General features: G+C 63.1%; 12 protein-coding genes. 8 read left to right on the top strand and 4 right to left on the bottom strand.

The features are described 5' to 3' along the window. Positions 1–50: 50 nt before the first annotated feature. Positions 51–1,310: an ammonium transporter gene (locus tag H977_RS0114290; protein ID WP_029108496.1), complete on the bottom strand. Its 1,260-nt coding sequence runs from the start codon at positions 1,308–1,310 to the stop codon at positions 51–53. Between the two features lie 186 nt (positions 1,311–1,496). Between H977_RS0114290 and H977_RS0114285 the strand changes: the two genes are divergently transcribed. From H977_RS0114285 to H977_RS0114275, 3 genes are read left to right on the top strand one after another with little or no spacing between them, the layout of a single operon-like run. Continuing rightward, the gene (locus H977_RS0114285) at positions 1,497–2,792 is read left to right on the top strand and encodes a cytosine permease (protein WP_029108495.1); all 1,296 of its coding nucleotides are present in this window, start codon (positions 1,497–1,499) and stop codon (positions 2,790–2,792) included. Continuing rightward, positions 2,789–3,478 (top strand): biuret amidohydrolase, encoded by a 690-nt coding sequence (biuH, locus tag H977_RS0114280; RefSeq protein ID WP_029108494.1) that lies wholly within the window; start codon positions 2,789–2,791, stop codon positions 3,476–3,478. The genes H977_RS0114285 and biuH overlap by 4 nt, the downstream gene beginning before the upstream one ends. Then, positions 3,475–4,197 carry a GntR family transcriptional regulator gene (locus tag H977_RS0114275; RefSeq protein WP_029108493.1) on the top strand — a complete coding sequence of 241 codons (723 nt, stop codon included), beginning with the start codon at positions 3,475–3,477 and terminating at the stop codon, positions 4,195–4,197. Before biuH ends, H977_RS0114275 begins: the two co-directional genes overlap by 4 nt. 7 nt (positions 4,198–4,204) lie before the next feature. Here the strand turns inward: H977_RS0114275 and H977_RS33175 are convergent, their stop codons facing one another. From H977_RS33175 to H977_RS0114260, 3 genes are read right to left on the bottom strand one after another with little or no spacing between them, the layout of a single operon-like run. After that, on the bottom strand, positions 4,205–5,575 hold the full coding sequence (locus H977_RS33175; protein ID WP_036475924.1) for an alpha/beta hydrolase: 1,371 nt from the start codon (positions 5,573–5,575) through the stop codon (positions 4,205–4,207). Further along, positions 5,572–6,747, bottom strand: coding sequence for a lipase family protein (locus tag H977_RS33170; RefSeq protein ID WP_081681721.1), 1,176 nt, complete (start codon positions 6,745–6,747; stop codon positions 5,572–5,574). The genes H977_RS33175 and H977_RS33170 overlap by 4 nt, the downstream gene beginning before the upstream one ends. Further along, positions 6,740–8,851: a hypothetical protein gene (locus H977_RS0114260; RefSeq protein ID WP_231395964.1), complete on the bottom strand. Its 2,112-nt coding sequence runs from the start codon at positions 8,849–8,851 to the stop codon at positions 6,740–6,742. Before H977_RS0114260 ends, H977_RS33170 begins: the two co-directional genes overlap by 8 nt. Positions 8,852–8,938: 87 nt before the next feature. On the opposite strand from H977_RS0114260, the gene H977_RS33165 reads away from it, so the two are divergent. The 5 genes from H977_RS33165 to H977_RS33145 all read left to right on the top strand — a co-directional run bounded on the left by H977_RS33165 (position 8,939) and on the right by H977_RS33145 (position 16,037). Further along, positions 8,939–10,447 (top strand): sugar transferase, encoded by a 1,509-nt coding sequence (locus H977_RS33165; protein WP_036475923.1) that lies wholly within the window; start codon positions 8,939–8,941, stop codon positions 10,445–10,447. Positions 10,448–10,636: 189 nt separating this feature from the next. Continuing rightward, complete coding sequence (locus H977_RS33160; protein WP_155946641.1) at positions 10,637–11,959, top strand: hypothetical protein; 1,323 nt, start codon at positions 10,637–10,639, stop codon at positions 11,957–11,959. Next, positions 11,952–13,151 carry an MATE family efflux transporter gene (locus H977_RS33155; protein ID WP_155946640.1) on the top strand — a complete coding sequence of 400 codons (1,200 nt, stop codon included), beginning with the start codon at positions 11,952–11,954 and terminating at the stop codon, positions 13,149–13,151. The genes H977_RS33160 and H977_RS33155 overlap by 8 nt, the downstream gene beginning before the upstream one ends. A 13-nt stretch (positions 13,152–13,164) precedes the next feature. Beyond that, positions 13,165–14,478: an O-antigen polymerase gene (locus H977_RS33150; RefSeq protein ID WP_196808243.1), complete on the top strand. Its 1,314-nt coding sequence runs from the start codon at positions 13,165–13,167 to the stop codon at positions 14,476–14,478. Between the two features lie 2 nt (positions 14,479–14,480). Continuing rightward, positions 14,481–16,037, top strand: a complete 1,557-nt coding sequence (locus H977_RS33145) for a glycosyl hydrolase family 28-related protein (RefSeq protein ID WP_196808242.1) — start codon at positions 14,481–14,483, stop codon at positions 16,035–16,037. Positions 16,038–16,055: the final 18 nt, after the last annotated feature.

Here is a 16,055-nt window from a genome sequence, read left to right as displayed (position 1 = left end):
CTGCCGTGATAGCGGCCCACGGCAGCCGGGCCGGGGAATTAGATTGACTGTCAGGCGAATTCGAGCTCGTAAGCCGAATCCCGGTGGAACGCGGTGTCGATACCCTTCTCTTCTTCTTCGGGAGAGATCCGGATACCCATGGTCTTCTTGATCACGAAGGCGATGGCGAATGCGACCGCAAACGAGTAGCCGGCCACTGCGCCGGCGGCGATCGCCTGCTTCCACAGCTGGTCGAGACCGCCGCCGTAGAACAGACCGCTGACCTTGCTTGGCATGGTGTCGCTGGCCAGGAAGCCGATCAGCAGAGTGCCGATCACGCCGCCGACCAGGTGGACACCCACCACATCCAGGGAGTCGTCGTAGCCGAGCTTCTCCTTGAGGCCGACAGCGAGGATGCAGACCGCCCCGGCGATGGCGCCCAGGATGATGGCCCCGACGGGAGTCACCGCACCGCAGGCCGGCGTGATGGCGACCAAGCCGGCAATGGCGCCGGACGCGGCGCCGACTCCGCTGACATGGCCGGTCTTGAGCTTTTCGACACCGATCCAGGCCAGGGTGGCCGCGCAGGTGGCGACAAAGGTGGTCACCATGACGATGGCCGCGGAATTGCCTGCGGCCAGGGCGGATCCACCGTTGAAGGCGTACCAACCGGCCCACAGCATGCCGGCGCCCAGCAGGGTCAGCGGGACGTTGTGCGGCTTGCGCAGCTGGCCGAACATAGCCGACTTGCCGAGGACGATGGCCACGGCCAGGGCGGCCGCACCGGCGTTGATGTGCACCGCGGTGCCGCCGGCGAAGTCGATCGCATGCAGTTTGTTGGCGATCCAGCCGCCGACCGAGTCGTCCGAGAACGTCTTGTCAAAGGCGAAAACCCAGTGCGCGACAGGGAAGTACACCAGCACCGCCCACACCCCGGCGAAGATCATCCAGGCCCCGAACTTCATCCGGTCGGCGACCGCGCCGGAGATCAGCGCCACGGTGATCGCTGCGAACAACGCCTGGAACAGCGAGAACAAGCTGACGGGTAGGCCGGCGACCGAGGTCATGGGCTCGACCAAATTCTTCATGCCGGCGAACTCCGTGATGTTGCCGAGCAATCCGAGGTCACCGTAGGACGTCCCGAATGCCATCGAGAAACCGAACAGCACCCACAGCACGCCGACCAGGGCGACGGCGCCGAACGTCATCATCATCATGTTCGTCGAGCTCTTGACCGAGACCATGCCGCCGTAGAACAGGGCAAGGCCGGGAATCATCAGCGTTAGGCCGATGATGCAACACAGCATGAACGCCGTGGTTCCTGTATCCATCAACATCTCCTGGGGGTGGCGGCCCGGACGGGCCGATCACCGGCAGTAGATGATGTTTCTGTTACGTGGACCGGCGTGCCGTGTTGCGGTGTCGTTAACGTCGCCGAGCCAGCGGTGAGGACCTCGTAACCGGAGCTTTATGCGCTGAAACGCCGGAGAAATCCGTATACCGCACCGTATACAGCCATGGATACAGCGCCATCCGCCCTCGGCGAGGAATACGAGAACGAACCTGTCCCACTGTCCGCGCGTAAATCGCTGTTCGCGGTGTCGGCGGTCTGGGTGGGTTTCCCGATGATCATGACCTCGGCCGTGTTCGCCGGCATCGTCGTCTACAACCTGGGCTTCACGACCGGCATGGCCGCGATCCTGGTGGGCGACCTCATCCTCATGGCGTATGTGGGCACGCTGAGCTACCTGGCCGGCCGCTCCGGCAAGAACTTCGCCCTCACGGCTGCGGACACCTTCGGTTCCAAGGGGTTTCGAATTGTGTCGGCATTCCTTTCGGCGCTGGTGATCGGCTGGTTCGCGTTCCAGACCGGCATGGTGGGTTCCACGTTGCACCTCTCGATGGGATGGAGCGCGCCGTGGATCACGCTGCTGGCCGGCGTCTTGTTCGTGGCGCTCACATTCGTCGGCATCCGGGCGATCTCGTGGATCGGTGTGGTGGCCTCGGCGTTGTTCATCCCGCTGGGCGTCGTCGCCGTGGTGCTGGCGGCGGCCGACGGCGGTATCGGCTCGGCACTGTCCTACGACGGCGGTGCAGGGGCAGGAGCATTCAGCTTCGGGGTTGCGGTCACGATGGTGTTCGCATGCTTCGCCGATTCCGGCACCATGACAGCCGATTTCACCCGATGGGCCCGTACCGGCAAGGAAGGTGCGTTGGCCGCGTTCGCCGCATTCCCGGTCGCTTACCTGATCGCTCAGCTTGTCGGAGCGCTCGTCGTCGCGTTGGGGGCGCCCGCTGCGGCGGATACCGCGGGCGGTGATTTCCTGCACGTCCTGGTCAGCGCGGGAGGCATCCTCGTGCCGCTGGCGATCGTCTTCGTGTTCGTCAACCTCGGTAGCGTGTGTGCGCACTGCCTCTACAACGGTGCCGTCGGGTTCGGAAACATCACCGGAAAGACCATGCGGCAGTTGACGATCGTGCTCGGCGTCGTGGGCACCGTTGCCGCCGTCGCCGGCATCTGGTCTTACTTCGCGACCTGGCTCAACATCCTCGGCGTCCTCGTGCCGCCCATCGGGGTCGTGCTCATTCTCGACCAGCTGGTGTTCGCCCACCGCCGGGCCGCCGCGACACTCGCGTGGAAACCGTTCGCGGCGTGGGGAATCGGTGCGGGAGGTGCACTCCTGACGCACTATTACGCGCCCCAGCTGTCGGATGCCGTGGTCGCGATGGTCGTCGGCGGGCTGGCCTTCACTGCCCTGGCGTACCTGCCGGTGCGCACGGCCGAACCTGTCCTGGTCGGAGAAACTGTATGAGCACGAGGATCGCGGCCAACCCCTACGTCTGGCCGTATGACGGAGATATCTCCGCCGAAAGAACGGCGTTGATCAACATCGACTGGCAGGTCGACTTCTGCGGTGAAGGCGGATACGTCGACACGATGGGTTACGACCTGTCTCTTGTCCGTACGCCGCTCGGTCCCGCGCAGGAAGTTCTGGCCGCCGCGCGTGCGGCCGGACTGTTCATCATCCACACCCGCGAGGGCCATCGCCCCGACCTGTCCGATCTGCCTGCCAACAAACGCTGGCGCTCGGCGCAGATCGGAGCCGAGATCGGTTCGACCGGGCCGTGCGGGCGGATCTTGACCCGCGGTGAACCGGGTTGGGAACTGGTCCCTGAGATGGCGCCCCTGCCATCCGAACCCGTCATCGACAAACCAGGGAAGGGCAGCTTCTACGCGACCGACCTCGATCTGATATTGCGCAGCCGCGGCATCAGCCACATCATCTTCACCGGCATCACCACCGATGTGTGCGTGCACACCACGATGCGGGACGCCAACGACCGTGGTTATGAATGCCTCGTGGTATCCGATGCGACCGGTGCCACCGACTACACGAATCATGTTGCAGCACTGAACATGATCACCATGCAAGGCGGAGTTTTCGGGGCGCACGCCACCAGCTCCGATGTGGTGGCCGCGCTGAAGGGCCTGCAGTGATCCCCGCGCGGGTGGAGGAACCGGTCTCTCTGCGCGACCGGGTCTACCTAGATCTCGCAAAGTTGCTCATGGCCGGCGATATCGACCATCGCACCCGGCTGGTCGAGTCACAACTGTGCGAGACGCTCAATGTCAGCCGGACCCCGCTGCGTGAGGCAATGGTCCGGCTGCACGCGGACGGCATGCTCGAACGCCGACCCGATGGGTACTACCCGGTGGCGTTGGACATCCCGGGCGTGCGCGACCTCTATGAACTGCGCATCACCATTGAGCTCCGGGGGATCACCCGGATCCTGGAGACTGACGAACTGCACTACGCCAGTGAGCGTCTCGCTTCATTGCGCGCGGAGTGGCTGGAGCTGAAAGCCAGCCCGCCGCCATCGGACGGCGACATGGTGTTGCGCGACGAGTCTTTCCATCTCGCACTGTGTGCGGCGTCCGGCAACCAGGCGATGGTCGCCACACTCGACAACGTCAACCGGCGCATCAGGCTGATCCGGATGTATGACTTCGTCACCGAGGAACGGGTGATCGCCACCATCGACGAACATCTCCAGATCGTCGACCTCCTACTCGACGGCCAGTTCGAGGCGGGCCGCACTGCTCTGCACGAGCATGTCGGGGCGAGTTTCGAGGTGGTCGAGCGGCGCGCACTGCGAGCGCTGAGCGCGCGAGCGCTCGGCCAGTCGGTCAGCTCACTCGAGGCGCTGTGGAAGTAGCGGACCGCTACTTCTCGTCCGCCCCGGGCAGGGCCCGCTCCCGCACGTACGGCGTGTGCAGCCGCCAGGCCAACCAGGGCAGGGAATCAGCGAAGGCCGCACCAGCCGACTGGAAATCGTGCGTGCCCTTGTAGCCCACCACCGAACATTCGATGTTGTAGCCGCTCAGCAGTGCGCAGAGCTTGTTGGCATTGGGAGCGTGTTCCTCCGAGAACGTATCCCAGTCGGCGATGGCGTCGTCGGAGGGTGGAGTGGTGCCGGGCTCGCGGTGCACGGTCGGTGTGTCATCGGCAACCGCGAGCCAGGCGGCCATGTCGTCGTACGGACCGTGTCGGGTGATCACCGTCTTGGGGTCGAACGCTGCCCAGGCCTGCTCATCGCCGCCGAAAAGCCTGGCAACGGTTTGGTCCTTGGTTCCCGCATTGGGCCCGAGAGTCCCGTCGAGCCAGACGAAGGCGCTGAACATGTCGGGATTGCGGACGGCGGTGGTCAGCGAGCAGGTGGCGCCCGAGGACCAGCCCGACAATGCCCAGTTGTCGGCCTTCGGGCTTACTCCGAAGCGCGCGATCATGTACGGCACGACATCTTTGGTCAGATGTGCCGCGGCATTACCGCGGGTGCCGTCGACGCATTCGGTGTCATTGCTGAACTTGCCCGAAATATCCGGAAATACGAACACGGGCGCGTTTCCGTGATGCAGCGCGGCGAAGTCGTCAAGTGTCTCCAGTGCGCTGGTCGACTGCAGCCAGTCATTGGGATGGTTGAACTCGCCGCCCATCATGATCACGGTGGGCAACTGCGGTGGCGGATTGCTGGCGAACCAGGCCGGCGGCAGATACACCACTTCGGTGCGGTGCGCGAAACCTGATGCATCGGCGGGAATGTTCACCCGCACCACGGTGCCCCGGGTCGGGATCTCGCCGGACTGCTGCAGGGCTGCGAGCTGAGATTCATCGATCCACTGTTCGGGCTCTGTTTGAGTCACCCGGAGCCAAAAGGCTCGAACTGTGGGGAAGTAGCCGGTCGCCGTATTGAGGGCGGCCAATCCGCACACGACCACCATCACCACCGACAGCGCGGACACCAGCCGGCGCCACCATTCGCTGCTGCGCCAGCCGGCGATCAGTACCGTCACGGCGAATCCGAAGAGCGCCGTCCAGAACACCGTGCCGAATGAGATGGCCTCGGCGGACCAGCCTTGCTCCCGGACGAACAGTCGCGCTGCCGCGGCCAGGCCCACGCCGACGAGCACGGCCGCGAGCAGCCAGCGCCGCATCCACTCGCGAGGCCGTCCTCGTCCGATCGCCACCACGATCGCGATCAGGGCAAGCAGTTGGAGGGCTATCGGGATCAAGCCGTTGGTCAGGGACAGGTTCATTTGGTTCGGCCCTCACAATCGTTCGGGGCGGGCTCCGATTTGAATCGGTCACCGATCCAGGTCAACGTCTCGGCCGAGTCAGGCTGCGGCTGTGGGTCTTTCCGGATCGTGATGGTATCGCCCAACTTGCACGCCGCGTCGAGCGCGGTGTCGGTCCATGCACCTGGGCCGAAAGGGTCGCTGTCGCCGTAGACCACGAGCATCGGCGCTCGAGTCGGCCCCTGCGGCAGGGTGGCCTTGGACAGGAAACCCTGCAGCGTAGATACAGCATCTGCGTCGGCCGGTTGCAGGTCGGTGGCCGGGATCTGTCCGGCGACCTGCTGCGCGGTGGGATCGGTCTGGCAGCCCAGAAGTGCGTCCCACTGCTGTTGGGCGGCACCGCGGCGAAACTTGTCGAGGTCGACCTCGTCGGGGTACGCGGCTTCCAGTCCGGCAAGGAACCTCGCGAGCATCACCTTCTGCTCGTTACTCAACGTGGCGTTCTTCGCGGCGTCCAAGAGTCCGTCGATGTCGGAGATCGGCGAAATGCTAACTGAACCGGCGAGTTCGAGTTCGTAGGAGTAATTGTCGGCGAGCTCATTGGCGGCCCAAGCGGCTTGTCCGCCCTCTCCGATCCCGACGGGTAGCCAGGACGCCGACGACTGTGGCACCGCGACATGGGCGGCCTGGACCGCGTCAACCATGTTGTACCCGGCTGTGGTCGAATCCAGATACGGGTTGTATCGGTTGCCGTCGTCCTCGCCGGAAGGCTTGCCCAGACCCTGGAAGTCCGGAACCGCCACCACATATTGTGCCTTCAACAAAGCCTCGATGGTTGGTGCGAGGCCGAGGAGCGTGGGTGAAAGGGACGGCGCACATTCCGGTGCAATGCCGGTAGTTCGGTTGGACAGCGCGACGATCGGGAATCCGCCCTCCGGAGCGTCGCCCTTCGGGACGAAAACCGAAGTTGTCACCACGGATTGAGTGTCATCGATGCCCGAGCGGGAGATGTGAGTGACGATGTCCATCGATGCGGCGGCGTTGCGCACAGAATCGACAACGTTGGTCAGTGGTAGGGAGCTGAGGTTATGGGGTGCCTCCTCACCCTCGGAGTTCGAATCGGGCGTAGAGGGCGATCCGCAGCCAGCGAGTACCACCGCGGCGGTCGAGAGCAGTATCAAACCGCTACGCATCAATGGATCTCCTCTTCTTGCGACGCCACCATATGGTCCCGGCAACCGCCACCAACACGGCGAGCGCTATGCCACCGGCGGCCTTCACCGCGTTGCTGCGACTTCCGGATTGTGCCGGCTCGGTCGCATTGTCATTGTCGCGAATGGACACGTTGACCGGCACTCCCGCCGCGCCGGCGGCCAGCACGTCGCCGTTCAGCTGTGACCAGCCGATATCCGGCCGGTCGAGGTAGTCAATCAGCGGATCCACGAGTGTCCACGCGTCGGTGGTCGTGATCACCGCGACGGTCCGGTCGCGTGGCTCGTCCGCGAAAACCTGGATCGACCCGAGGCCCCGCACGATTTCCGTGCGCAATTGTGTCGGCAGTTCGACAGTGATTGCCGATCCGGTGCCGCCCAGCGGCGGGCTCAAGGTAGTTTGCTTGAGGGAGTTCGCATTTGCCACGATCAGAGCGGCCTCGGAGGCATCGGCGGCGGCCTTGACGTCAACAACCTGCGGCAGCAGTTGCGTCTTCGTCTGTCGTGCAATGTCGGCGAGGACCCTTGTGGCGTAGCTGAGTTGGTTCGGGTTGGTTCCGTCCAGCGCGACGTAGAACTTCGGGCTGAACTCTGATGGCAAGGCGCTGAATCCACCGTGTGCCGGCCCCCCGCGTTCGACGGTGATGCTCGACCGAGGGTCAACCTGGAAAGTGAGCGGCGCGATCATCGGTCCGCACAGCTGACGTGGCGTGTAGGTCAGGGCAAAGTCGAGCGAAACCTGTTGAGTGAGAGCCTGTTTCGGCAGCTCGAAAGTGGCATCAACTCGGCCGGTCTGATCGAGGGCCTGGGTGTGCACCACGACACCGTTGGCACGCACCATTGCCGTAGCAGCGTCTTCCTTGGCCACGGGAGTGTAATCGGCGAGCAGATGCACTCGTGCGCTCTCGATTCGACCGGACCCTAGTGCGGCACGGTCGGTGCTGACCGACATGTCTGAGGACCGGAGCACCTCCGCCCGGCCCTTCATTCCCAAGTCCTCGAATGTCATGGTGTCACCGCTGGGCGTGGTTCGGCTGCCTGCTTGGTAAACCCTGGCGGTGTCCACCTGGGCCAGTGCCTGCAGTTCGTTGACGACCAACGATGTCTGTGCGGTCAGTTCATCCCCCCGGCCCGATAACCGGAGAAATGTTCCCGGGGTACCGGCATTGGTGACAGTGATGCCGGCGGGTCCACGTTCGACGACAACCGCACGGGTGAACCGGCCGGCAGGCGGAGGGTAAGCGCCGCGGGGCTGGCCGGTGACGGTAACCCCCAGCGGCTGTGGCGCGTATTCCCGAGCCAAAGCGGACGCCAACGTGAGAACCGCTTGCTGCTCGGAAGAGTCGGCGTCATTGGGCGCGTAGATCGTGACTCGTTGGAGTACAGGTGGGAAGAACGTTCCGACCGTCGCGGGCGCCGGTTCGGTACCAGTGAAGTCGACATCGAGATCGGTTATCCGGAGCTGTTGCATGGGCCCACAGATCTGGCCGGTGCCATCCACCTGGCGCACGGTGAACGACAGTCCAATCGCCGAACCTCGAAGGCGGGCAGCCGAAATATCAACAGTGAAGGGCGTGACGGCCTGGTTCGCAGCCACCGGAGGCAAATTCACCGCTCCCAGGAATCCCCCGTTCGGGTCGGAGACCTCGAGGTAGCCGGCGCCCAGATTCACCGGTGAGTGAATCAGCCCGTGTAACCGGGTCGCGCTGAGTCCGCTCGGGACAGGCACGTTGAAATCCTGATTGCTGTTGGGTGCGTTGAGGTTGACCGTGCGTGGCAGGCCGAGGGATGGCCATGACAGTGTCACGGGATCGGATTCGGTATCTGCGGTCGCCGGTGCGGCGAGCGCACTCGCGGTTACGAGTAGCGCGAATATCAGACGGACAGTTCGGCGGACACGCGACAGGTAATCCGAATTGGGCGAGGACGGTGTACGGACCGGATTCACGATTCTCCACTTTCGGACCCCAGTTTGCGGAAACCTACACTGGCGTCGGACTATACGCGCGAGTAGCCGGCGAAGTGGTTGGCTTCGACCGGATGTTCGGCATCCGAAATCGTTGTCGAGTAAATACTTACGCGCCATAATCACGAGACGTAATGTGGCGGGTGAGGAAGATGGCCACATCTCATGCGCAGTTTTCGTCCCGACCCAACGTCTGGTGGACCGCCGATGAATGAGCATCTGACCACATCGTCCAAGGTCAAGGCGACCACTTTCGGCAGTCCGGACGTCGAGCCTGCGAAGGCGCGGGCACAAGCGCACAGGTGGAGATCCGCATATCACCGTCGTGTGGTGGTAGTGGATGCGCTGGTGCTGGCGGTGGCCGTCGTCGTCGCCGAACGTGTCGGAACCTCGCTGGCCTATCATCACTTCGCCAGCTTCACCACCGCCACGGCCTTTGCGGTCGGCATCTACCTCGGTTGGCTCATCGCCCTCGAATACACCCATACACGTGATCTGTCATTGGTGGGCCGGCAGGCAGAGGAGTATCGCCGGGTTGCGGTGGCAACAGGTTGGACATATGCCCTTGCGGCGGCTGTCGAGATCTTTCTCGACATGCCGATCTCGCGCATCCAATTCGGTGTCACATTCGGCCTCGGATTGATCGGCCTTTTCGTGACCCGGAGTCTGCTGCGGGCCGACGTGCGTCGACGGAGGAAGCGGGGTACATACATTTCGCGCGTCGTGGCGCTGGGCCATATTGACGCGGCGCGTACGTTGTCCGAGTATTTTGCGCGGTCGCCGAGCGCCGGTTATCAGCTTGTCGGCCTGTGCACGCCTGATGGAGGAAACCAGATCGGGCAGATGGTGGAACTGCCCACCGGGGCCGTTCCCATTCTCGGCTTCACCGAAGATGGTGAGATCGAGGCCGCCGTACAGTCTGCGGGAGCCGATGCTCTCGCCGCGGTCTATTCCGAGCACATGGGGCCCGAAAAGGTGAAGTTCCTGGCGTGGCGGATGCAGGCGATCAACACCGAACTCATCGTCGTCCCGGGATTGACCGAGGTGGCTACCCACCGGCTGCAACTGCGACCACTGGAGAATTTGCCTCTATTCGTGATCGATGCGCCTACCCACGACAAAGTATCGGTTATCACCAAACGAATACTGGATCTTGTCTTGGCCACTTGTGGACTCGTCGTGGCGCTCCCGGTGATCGCGCTCGCCGGGTTGGCCATCAAACTCGATGACCGGGGCCCGGTGTTCTACAAGCAGCAACGGGTGGGCATGAATGGCAAGCCGTTCAAAATCATCAAGTTGCGCAGCATGTACGTGGATACGGACAAGACAGCTCAGCCGGAAAGTCACCGGCACGGCAGTATTTTCCACAAACGAACCTCCGACTCGTGCGTGACGAGGGTCGGGAAATTTCTCCGTGCCACGAGCATCGACGAGTTGCCACAGCTGTTCAACGTCCTCGGTGGGTCGATGAGCATCGTCGGGCCCCGTCCGCTGGCTGTCGGAGAAGCGGGATCGGATGCAGCCTTCATTGAGCACCGCGAACACGTCAAACCCGGTATGACTGGTTTGTGGCAGGTGTCGGGGCGGTCGGACCTGGAGGACAAAGATCGCGTGCGGCTCGATGTGTCATATGCCGGTAACTGGTCCGTCGTCGGGGATCTCGTGATCATCTGGCGCACAGTCGGCGCTGTTCTCAAACGCAAGGGCGCATATTGACGCGTTTGCTAGTGGCTAATAATTGAACCGCAAAGGCTGGTGACGGTACCCTTGGGCGCAGGTGTCGGTCGGTCGGCGGTGTGGGAAACTGCTGGCCGCTGGTGTAGGGCGAGCACTGTTCTGGGGCGCGGAGTCCTGGCTGACAGCTTTGCTTCCGCTGTGTTCAGCAAAGGACGGTGAACGTTTCCATTGACTGCGAATCCAGGGACCTCGGAGACCGCTCTGGCGGCCGTGAAGAAGGTTGAGACGCGCAACTGGCTCACTCAGTTGCTCGCCGGCGCACTCGTCGGTCTCTGTGTCGGCGCAGCGCTCGGTGGGGTTCTCTTCAGCGCGATGGCGGCGGACACGACAGCGACCGCGCTCGTGCGCATCGTCGAACCGCCGGACCTGGTGGCCATCGCGGGCGGAGCGAGCCAAACCACGCCCCAAACTCAGGACAACACCGGGCGGTATGTCGCCGGTGAGGTGGCGTATCTGTCCGGCGATGGATTCGGCCAGGCTGTCGCCGCAAAACTCGGCAAAGCCAAACCGCCCAAACTGAAGGTGGTACAGGACGGTCAATCGTCCGTGGTGTCCGTCAGCAATACGGCGCCGTCGCGCGATGACGCGATCCGTGCCGTGCAGATGACCATCGATCTGTACGGGCAGCAACTCGCCGAGCGAACCGATCGGCAGTTGCAGGTCATCCTGCCCGCCCTCGGTCAGTGGCAGCAGACTGCTGACGGTCCGGGAGGCGCAGCGATACAGGCCCTGCGTGACCGAATCCGACTGCAGGCCGCGCAGTCGAGCAAGGTGGCGGTCCTGCAGCCGCCGATGACCGACTATGTGAGTTCCCATCGAGCGACCATAGGAGCGGTTCTGGGCGGGTTCTTGGGTGGCGCACTCGTGCCGTTGATTCTGATGGCGCGTCGTAAGCGGTCCGGACGCCTGTCCGTTGCCTCGGGGGCTTCCGTCATCACCGACGCCTTCGACCGCACCCTCATTCCGGTGATCGATCTGCCACAGCCGCCCCGGCCGGCCTGGGGCGATGAGCAGGTCATCCTCGGCCGCAAACTGTATGCGCAATTGGGCGCGCCCGAGGTGCGCAGGACGATCGTGCTCGTCGGAGCCTCGGTCGGCTCGGGAACATCGACTGTCGCAGCGCTGCTGGAATTGGCTGCTGCTGAACACGGCCCGGTCCACGTTGTAAACGAACCGATCACCCGACCCGATCCTGAAACGACGGTGATCGTGAAGGCCGGCGCGATAGGTGACACGGGTTCGATCCCAGAGGCGATCGCATCGGCCACCGACCTTGTCGTGGTATGTCGGGTCGGCTATGACACCGCGGAGCAGATTCATATCGTGAGTTCGGCCTGCGCGGCGAGTGCAGCACCTCTGAACGCGGCCTTCACCTCGATGCCATGGTGGAAATTCACGCGGAACTCCGGTCGGAAATCGCGACCGCATGTAGACAATGAAGGCATGTCCGCGTCTGGCAGTGAGAATTCGACGAAAGACGTCATTGTCTGAAAGCAAGGCGTTACACGCGGTGGTGCAGGTCATCGCCGGCTTGGGGCTGAACATCTTCCCGGCGATATTCATTGCCGTGTATGCCCGGATTGCTCCGATCGAGGTGCAGGGTTTTCTGGCGCTCGCGCTTACGGTCGGCGTCTATGTCGCCCAGTTGATCAACGCATTCATCATCGAAGGTCGACTTGCCACTCCCGGTGCGGATCAGAACTTCTGCCTACCGCTATGGATTGCCTTGTTGAGTGTGGTCTCGGCGGCCTTGCTGATCTTCGGCCCAGCCGTCGCGCCGCACGCGGTTTTGATGGTCAGCGCAATCGGGCTGATGACCGGAATGCTGGTAGGCCGCTCGATCGGCATGGTCAGTGGCAGGTGGAAGCGCGAAGCCGTGGCCTCGATGGTCTTGATCGTCTCTGGTGTGTGCGCGCTCGTCCTGGCTGTGCAGCACAGCGGTCACAGTGTTCGGATACTGGCGCTGGGTGCGCTCGTCGCCATATTGATGCGCTACCTGCCGCGGACGCCTTTCGGCCGCTCGGGTCTTCCCCCCGATCTCGCCAAGGCGAGTTGGGTCACCGCCGAAACAGCGGTGGTGGGTAGCGTCGTACCGGCACTCACGTCGGCTGTGTTGTACGCGATGGGACCGGCGGCCTCGGTGGCTTTCCGAGTGATCTCAACGGTTTCGGGCGCGTTGGAGCCGATCATTTCGTACGGCAGATATCGCTTGCTCTCCCATGCGAACAAGCGTGAGGCCGCGATCGTCGGCGTGATCTTCGTTGCCGGTTTGGTGGCAGTTCTCGTAGCGGCATTCGGTGGGTTCGGTCGGCTCGTCTTCGGGCCGGCCTGGAGCAATGTCGGGGTGGTGGCATTGCTGTTGGCCTGTGTGTGGAAGGGCCTGATGTTGCTGTCCACCGTGCCGTTCGCCGCGTTGCGCAAAGCAGGCGAGACCACTGTGGTCTTCTGGGTGCGCGCAGTCAGCACCGTGGTGTACCTGGCCATCGGCTTGGCCTTCCTGTTCATATGGCATTCCACGATCGCGATATTCCTGGCGTTCGTGATCGCCGAGATCTTCACCGGGATCTTGTACCGCGTGGTGGCGCGTAGATATATCCCTGATTTCGAGGGTGTCGTCGATGCTGCTGCACGCAAGCTACGAATCGGCCGTCGCTCGGCCAACGGTGGCGATGGTGCCCAGTAGTGAACGAGCGCCGATGCCGAGGTGGTTCACCCCGGCCTTGTTCATTCTCGGCCCCGTCGCGATGTCTTTCGGCGCGTGGGCAGCCTTGGCCGCTTGGCGAAACCGCGAGTTTCGGAGCGGACCATTCGAGAAACTGGCGGGATGGCCCGACCCGTCGCCGGTCGAGCCGAAAGGCATCGTCCTGCTGCTGATCTGGTATGCAGTCATGGTCGCGGTGGCGACTGTGGGCTGGAGGTTCGGTTCCGCTGGAGGTCCGCCGTCGCCGAAGCTGATGACGATGACGGCCACTCCGCAATTCGAGAAGCGATACTTTCTGCTCATCGCAGCCATCGCCACTGTCGGCGTCGGCTACACCTACGTCCAGATTGCGAGTGCCACCTCGATCCTCGGTGCCCTCGGCTCTCAACAAGCAAATGCGTTCAGCCAGTCGATCTCTCAATCTGCGGGCATCGGGACACTGCGTTACGCGACGATCCTCGCCGCTCCACTGGGGGTCTACCTGTGGAGAAAGAGAATCATCGGTTGGCCGTTGATGGTGGCCGGTGTGCTCCTGTTGTTCTTCAATGCGGTGATCTCCAGCAGGCTGTCGTTGTTGATGGCGACTGTTGTCTACCTTGTCATCTGGGCGAAGACGGCGGTCCCGTCGCGCAAGCCCGGTGCCCGGCGCCGCCGATGGATGGCGATCGCCGCCATCCTGCTGGTCGGATTCTCGCTTCTTGCTGTGCTCAATTACTTTCGTAATGCCAACTACTATCGCGATGTTGGTGTCACGAGCCCCGTGGCCATGAACTTCTTTCAGATGGGCGCATACCTTTCCGTTCCGGCCCAAGTGCAGCTCGGGGCTTCTGGCGCGATCATGCTGGGGAACTGGGAAAAGGACGGTGATCCGGTTGATTCCGTCAACGCGATCGAACCGACGTTCCTCCAGTTCAACAAGGTGACCAAGGACAACAGCTGGAAGGGCGCCGAGGTCTACGGCTACTCGGCATCTTTCGGGTCGAGCTTCTTCACAAATTCAGTCTTCGCCGATACGTACTCTGATTTCGGAGCCTGGGGCTGGTATTACACATTCATTCTCTACGGGTTGTGCGGATTCCTACTCGCCAAGATCGTCCGCTACAGCCCAGTCGTCGCGGCCTCCGGCGGCATTCTGGCCTACTGTTTCTCGGAAGTCTGGCGCATCCAGATCGTGAGCTACGGCTTCGTCATCTTCCTGTTGATGGCGACGGTGGGATGCGCGGTACTGGCAGCCCGGTGGCCGTTCACGTCGAAGCGGAGAACAGGTCTGGATGCGAGAGCTCTCGCCGATACCTCGCTCGGTGCGTAACGGTGAGTATCCCGCGAAGATCGGTACTGTCTGCGGCGGCGCTGGCGGTACTGGCGGGATGTGCGCCGCACGCGAGGCTGCGTTCGGTAAACGTGCGCGACTACGGCGCAACCGGGAATGGTGAGACCGACGACTCAGCGGGAATCCAGGCCGCGGTCCGAGCGCTGAGGTCGGGCGACACCCTGTACTTCCCGAACGGGAAGTACAGGTTCGCCGAGCAGAACCCGCCCGGCATGGCCGCGATTTCGATTACCGGAATCTCCGATGTAGCCATCGAATTCGACAGTGGTGCGGAACTGGTCATGGACAACCTCGATGAGGTCGACGGCACTGGGACCAGCCATGGAATCCTGATCACCGGTCCGGCTTCGCGCATCGCACTACGCAATGTGAAGATTCGGTGGCCATCCCGGCCGCCGCGCTCACTGGGCGACGGGATCAGGATCATCGGCTATCCGACTGTGCTTGACAACCCACCTCGCGGCTGGAGTGGAGAGCCGGCACCAGTCAGCGATGTGGTCGTGTCTGGTTGCGAGATCCGATCCAGTCCGCAGGCGGGGGTAATCCTCATCGGTGTGTTCGGAATCGATATGACCGACGTGCAGGTGCATGACACAGCGGCCGATGGACTGCATGTCAACGCGTGCCGACGCGCGCGCATCCAGCGACTGACCGTAACCGACAACGGGGACGACGGACTCGCGCTGGTAACCGAGTATTCCGATCTGCCTCTCTTCAAGAGGGATGAGCAGACCTTCGCGTTCCCGGAACTGACGGATTGGTCGAACGCCGATTTCGAGATCACGGATGTCAAGATTTCCGGCGGGCGGGCCAACGGCGTTCGACTCTCGGGCGCCAATCGAGTGCAGCTCCGCAAGCTGAACGTGACTGAGAAGCGAAGCGGGGCAGGTGTCATGATCGACTCGACGGCAGAGATCACCGCGGAAAGCGAGTGGCAGCATGTGGCGTCTCGCCGCGTGCGCCTGGAAGATATCTCGGTTTCCGGCTGTGAGATGGGCATCCAGTTGCTCGCGCGCCCGGGTCCCGGCGCGGACGGCCGGTTCACAGATTTCGACGTGACGGCGGGCAACGTGGATATTCGCAATTGCACCAACTGGGCGGTACGGGTGGAATCACTGACGGCACAACCAGTCACCGGATTTGGACTCTCCGCATGTACCGTGGGCGCGATATCGGTGTCCGAGGGCAATGGTGGTGTGGGGCTGGGCAATACGCGCGGGCTGACCCTCGACGGGGTGTCGGTTACCCATTCCCGACTGGCTGTCGTATTCCTCGCGGAGAACACACACGGCCTGGCCGTCGACTCTCTGAAGCTGTCGGTTACCCAGCCGACCCAACCGGAGGACCTCTCGATACCGTGTGCGTACTTCGACGACTGCGAGGGGAGGATCACCTCGATGGACGTCAGTTGGCCGCAGGCACCGGCGTCATGGATTCCGGTTCAGCTCACCATGGAGACGTTCGAGGCGCATTCGTTGGCGGTAGAGGCGCTGACGGTGACACCGGCCTCGGTCACCAATCATCTGGGCGTCGGCTAGGGCTTGGCGCCGCTCACT

The organism is Mycobacterium sp. URHD0025 (assembly GCF_000426065.1).
Taxonomy (GTDB): domain Bacteria; phylum Actinomycetota; class Actinomycetes; order Mycobacteriales; family Mycobacteriaceae; genus Mycobacterium.
This window is presented reverse-complemented; position numbering and strand designations above follow the sequence as displayed.